This is a genomic window from Methylophaga sp. UBA5088 (assembly GCF_002414625.1).
GTDB classification, from domain to species: Bacteria; Pseudomonadota; Gammaproteobacteria; order Nitrosococcales; family Methylophagaceae; genus Methylophaga; species Methylophaga marina.
This window is the reverse complement of sequence record NZ_DIAC01000028.1, coordinates 20320-25227: the sequence shown is the minus strand read 5'-3', so window position 1 is coordinate 25227 and position 4908 is coordinate 20320. Positions and strand designations below refer to the sequence as shown.

At 42.8% G+C, this 4908-nt stretch carries 5 protein-coding genes and 1 pseudogene; 2 read left to right on the top strand and 4 right to left on the bottom strand.

Annotated features, from left to right (window positions below):
- A partial coding sequence (locus B4K20_RS03635) for a PAS domain-containing protein (protein WP_289281922.1) occupies positions 1-718 on the bottom strand: 718 nt, incomplete at its 3' end.
- 146 nt (positions 719-864) lie between these two features.
- On the opposite strand from B4K20_RS03635, the gene B4K20_RS03630 reads away from it, so the two are divergent.
- Positions 865-1878, top strand: coding sequence for a catalase family peroxidase (locus B4K20_RS03630; RefSeq protein WP_289281921.1), 1014 nt, complete (start codon positions 865-867; stop codon positions 1876-1878).
- Between the two features lie 66 nt (positions 1879-1944).
- Here the strand turns inward: B4K20_RS03630 and fae are convergent, their stop codons facing one another.
- From fae to ahr, 3 genes and pseudogenes are all read right to left on the bottom strand, one after another.
- The gene (gene fae / locus B4K20_RS03625; protein ID WP_091714631.1) at positions 1945-2496 is read right to left on the bottom strand and encodes a formaldehyde-activating enzyme; all 552 of its coding nucleotides are present in this window, start codon (positions 2494-2496) and stop codon (positions 1945-1947) included.
- A gap of 32 nt (positions 2497-2528) precedes the next feature.
- Positions 2529-2582, bottom strand: a pseudogene (locus B4K20_RS17005) (AgrD family cyclic lactone autoinducer peptide); the annotation flags it as partial.
- A gap of 71 nt (positions 2583-2653) precedes the next feature.
- The gene (gene ahr, locus B4K20_RS03620) at positions 2654-3652 is read right to left on the bottom strand and encodes an NADPH-dependent aldehyde reductase Ahr (protein WP_289281920.1); all 999 of its coding nucleotides are present in this window, start codon (positions 3650-3652) and stop codon (positions 2654-2656) included.
- Positions 3653-3833: 181 nt separating this feature from the next.
- Between ahr and B4K20_RS03615 the strand changes: the two genes are divergently transcribed.
- The coding region (locus B4K20_RS03615) for a methyl-accepting chemotaxis protein (protein WP_289281919.1) at positions 3834-4908 on the top strand (1075 nt) is incomplete at its 3' end.

Below are 4908 nucleotides of genomic sequence, written 5' to 3'. Positions count from 1 at the left end.
CGATGACCTTTCCATTCTGATCTTGTAAGGGTGAAACGGTTTCCGACATATTCATGACGAAGCCATCTTTATTTTTTCTGGTCGTTTTATAGTGCTCCAGGCTTTCACCGCTATTGATAGCTTTGAGAATATCATCAGATTGAGGATTCTCTTCATCATAGAGTGCTGATACAGACTGTCCAAGAATTTCGTCTGTACTAAAACCGAAAATATGCTCAGCGCCGGCATTCCAGCTTGTTACCGTACCATCCAGCGACAAACTGTAAATGGCATCTTCAGAAGACTCGACAATCGCTTGGTATTCGTGACTTAAGCGAATAGCTTTAACTTGCTCTGTAATATCACGGGCAATTTTTGATGCCGCAACGATACGACCATCGGCATCATAAACAGGTGAGATAGTCACTGATACATCGATCAGTCGACCAGACTTATGTTTACGAACCGTCTGAAAATGGTTAACCACTTCGCCTCGACGTATTTTTTCCAGAATATCCGCCTCTTCCTGTTTTTTATTGTCTGGAAAAATTTTGAGCATACTTTCACCGACCATTTCATCAGCGCTATAACCGAAAATCTTTTCCGCTGCCGGATTCCAATTCAATACAATGCCATCTAAGGTTTTACAAACAATGGCATCAAAACTTGAATTAACAATCGATTGATAAATATTTTCTTTAAATAAACTGATATTGAGATCTTGACGTTTCTGTGTCACAGGCGTAAATCCATGGTTGTCTGTGGTCTATTCTATGACTTATACGTACGCGATATCTACGCTTATTCGAATTTTTCTTGAATACGCCAATCAAGGAATGTTCACTTTATCTATTTTTTCACTTATCAAATTCAGGGGATCACGTCATGGCATTATCATCAAACGTTATAAAACAGTGTGCCTTGTTATCTAGTTTGGCTTTGTTTTCTTTGTCCTCAGCGATGGCTGACGACCACACTAATAAACCTGTCGTTGAACAGTTGGTCGATACCTTAAGCACCATTGCGGGACCACATCCAGGTATTCGAAAAAATCATGCGAAAGGCATTGTTGTCTCAGGTGAATTCACTCCCAGCCCCGATGCCGCAACAGTGTCTAACGCAGTCCATTTTGAGTCCCCTGCCACGCCTGTGACAGTCCGTTTTTCTAATACGACTGGCATTCCCGATATTGCTGATAATAATCCCAGCTCATTTCCAAAAGGGATCGCCATACGCTTTCACCTTCCAGATGAGACATATACCGACATCGTCAGTATCTCCGTCAATCGTTTCCCGGCTGCCACCCCCGAAGATTTTTTAGGTCTATTAAATGCAGTAGCTACTTCAGGACCTGATGCCGCCACACCTAAACCCATCACACAATTTCTTGCCAACCACCCTGCCGCTAAAACATTTGTAGAAACACCAAAGCCCGCCCCAGTCAGTTTTGCAACGCAACCGTTTTATGGCGTAAACGCCTTTAAATTTACCAATAAAGACGGTGAGGTTAGCTATGGTCGTTATCAAATAATTCCTCTGAATGGCCCAGAGTATTTAACTGATGAACAACGCGCTGCGGCTGGCAAAGATTACCTGTTTGAAGAACTCCCCAAACGTCTAGAACAAAGTCAGGTTGAATTCGCGCTGGGACTACAGATAGCGGATAAAGACGACGCATTGAATGATCCGACTGTCGTCTGGCCGGAAACTCGCCAAATCATTAAGTTAGGGACCATAAGCCTGGACACGGTTGATGCCAATGGTGAGCAATTTGCTAAACAAACCATGTTTAATCCGCTCGCTCTGACTGATGGTATTGAAGCCAGCGATGACCCTATTTTGCTTGCCCGACCGTCGGCCTATGCGATTAGCTTTGGTCGTCGAATTTCTGGTCAATAAAAAGGAGCGGTGATGAAAACAAAAAACCAGACATAAGTCTGGCTTTCTTATTTTGCGCTCGGGTTCTTACCACTGAGACTCACCCGTTTCTGGGTCATACATCTCATGATGAATGCTGTTGCGATTAGCAATCAATTCATCAATTGTCGGTGAGCCTGACATCGCACGTTTAATCGCTAACTTCATCGCTTCATAGTTGGTGCGGTATAAATCTTTACGATCCACATCTGGATTGGCTGCAGCATCAGGGGCAATCCAGATCATGGCGACAATACATAACTCTTCTGCATGCTCTTTAGGAATCACACCTTCAATCACGCTATCTAACACCGCATCGGCCACCGCTGATTGAACCGGGCCACCAAACAACTCAACATATGCACTGGATTTGATGGTGACTTTCGGCACAATCATGGTCGCTGGTTTAACTTGTTGATTGGTCGCACGAATCGCAAACATGCGCGTGTGCCCTTCTGTTTGCCCCATTAAATTAGCAAAGGCATGACCTGCTGGTCCTTTGACGCTACCAATCAAAATTTCAGGCATCGCATCGGTACCTTGGTCTTCACTAGCGAAAACAGTGGCTTCTGCGGTTTTAAACCATACTGGTTCTGACATGTTGTTAACTCCGTTGATGATAATTTGTGCGCCATTTTAGGCTGATGCCAGAACAAGCCACAAGCGTTTTTTACGGCTTGAGTCACTTAATATAATAAGCCTGTTCAGAAACATGCTGAACAGGCTTGTTAGAACAGCGATGAATCATGCGACTAAGTTAATATTCCAATACAATCCGATAACGCACATCGCCTTTCCGAAGCTTGTCGATGGCTTCATTGATTTGTTCAAACGGATAACGCTCAATGACCGGTTTCACACCATGTCGTTGGGCAAATTCCATCATCATATTGCTGGTTTGCATACTGCCAGTATCCGAGCCAGAGACACTACGCTGCGCTTCAGTGAGATTAAACACTCTCAAATCCAATGGTTCGAGTGTGGCACCCACAAAATGCAGCCGACCTTTGGGTTTTAATTTACTGAGATATAAATTCCAGTCTAATTTCACATTCACTGTCGATAAAATCATATCGAATTTTCTAGGTAGTAAAGCCATGGCTGTGTCATCACGTGAATCCACACTGAAATGTGCCCCCATATCCAGTGCTTCCTGCAATTTATTCTTGCTGGTGATCGCGGTAACTTCACAACCCCAGGCATTGAGAAACTGCAAGGCAATATGACCCAGCCCGCCGATCCCTATAACAGCCACTTTATCTGTCGGTTTGATATCAAATTGAACCAGTGGATTAAAGACGGTAACACCACCACACAATAATGGTCCGACTGATTCCAGATCTATGTTTTCAGGTAATGCAATGACACTATTCGCATTAGCTCTGACTTTATCTGCAAAGCCACCATGATGGCTGACAATGGTGCCAGTGAGGTCAGAACACAGGTTTTCATCGCCGTTATGACACTGCTCACAAGACTCACAGTAATCCGCATACCAACCTAAGCCCACGACTTGACCAACGTGAAACTGGGTAACCTCTTTACCGATTTGATTAATAACCCCCACCACTTCATGTCCCGCTACTAATGGATAGGAAGACATACCCCAATCATTATCAATCATGCTGATATCGCTGTGACAAATACCACAATACTTCACCGTAATTTCAACTTCGTTCTCGCCTAATGCACCTGGCTCGAAGGTATATGGAGTGAGCTTCTCGCCCGGACTCATGGCAGCATAAGCATTAATCATCAATGGTTCCTTTACTCAAAATGTCATAAAACACCGTTATATTCTAAAAGCTTATAGGGCAAAACTTATCTCAGAATGGCAATATTTAGTGGACTATTAAATTTTCGTTAACTTAGATTAAACCTACACAAAATTAAGCCGATAGTCTTTATAGCTCGGACAGAAATTAGGTAAAAAAACAATGAATATAAACCTGCAAAGCATCAGAACAAAAAGCTCCATACCCGTGGTGGTCATGGGGCTCACGATTATTGTCGTGATTGCCCTATTTTTATGGATGATGGCGAAACAAAACCACGCCATTGAACTACAAACTGAATTATTCATGCCTGCCAATGAAAAGATATTAAATGCAGATAGAGACTTACATCAGGCTAAAATCGCTGCGATAAATGTGATGGCCAATCGTGGTAATCGTGATGAAGAAGTCGCGGTATGGCAGGAAAATGCCAAACAGGCGTATGAACGCTACGAACAGTTTCTGAGCTATGTGCAAATTTATCCTGATGTGGCGGCAGGTAGAGACGCATTTGAAGCAGCCTACAATCAATGGATGACAGCGGCTGAAAAAATGGTGAATGACACCAATTCATCTAACGAACGTCAGCTCGCTCAGCAAGAAGAAGAAACATTCCAAAGCCTACGCTCCATTTTAGATAATAAGGGTGAGGTCTTACTTAATAAATTTGACGCTTTAGATGCTCAGCTGAAAAGCGAGTTAAAACGCAGTATGAGCATAACCATCATCGTTGTGTTAGCGATTATTATTGTCGCGCTCTATTTCAGTTACACCGTGCCGAAAAGACTCACTTCGGATATCAACGATCTTATCAAACGCATTGATATGATTGCCTCAGGTGATGGTGACCTCACAGCCAGACTTGATGTCAGTTCCAAAGATGAGTTTGGTGAACTCGCCAAGTCATTCAACCGATTTGTTGAGAAGTTACAGGACTTAATTAAATCGACCTTAGATAATGTTCAAGGGCTCAGCTCTCTGACAGTACAATTAGCTGATTCGTCAAATAAAACAAAAAGTATCAATGAAACCTTAAATTTATCAACTGAGTCGATTGTCAGTGCCGTACATGAAATGACATTGGCGAATAAAGAAATGTCGAATGTGGCCACCAACTCAGCCTCAGAAGCCGATCAAACGTCACAACTCGCTGTAAAAGGCATACATGTTGTTGAAGAATCCAATAAATGTATTTCAGAACTGATTAAAGATATGGATACCGTTCTCAACTGTTCTC

Excerpts from the sequence above, each read along its gene's own strand:
- B4K20_RS03630 (WP_289281921.1), top strand. The coding sequence starts at position 865 with ATGGCATTATCATCAAACGTTATAAAACAGTGTGCCTTGTTATCTAGT.
- fae (WP_091714631.1), bottom strand. The coding sequence starts at position 2,496 with ATGTCAGAACCAGTATGGTTTAAAACCGCAGAAGCCACTGTTTTCGCT.
- ahr (WP_289281920.1), bottom strand. The coding sequence starts at position 3,652 with ATGATTAATGCTTATGCTGCCATGAGTCCGGGCGAGAAGCTCACTCCA.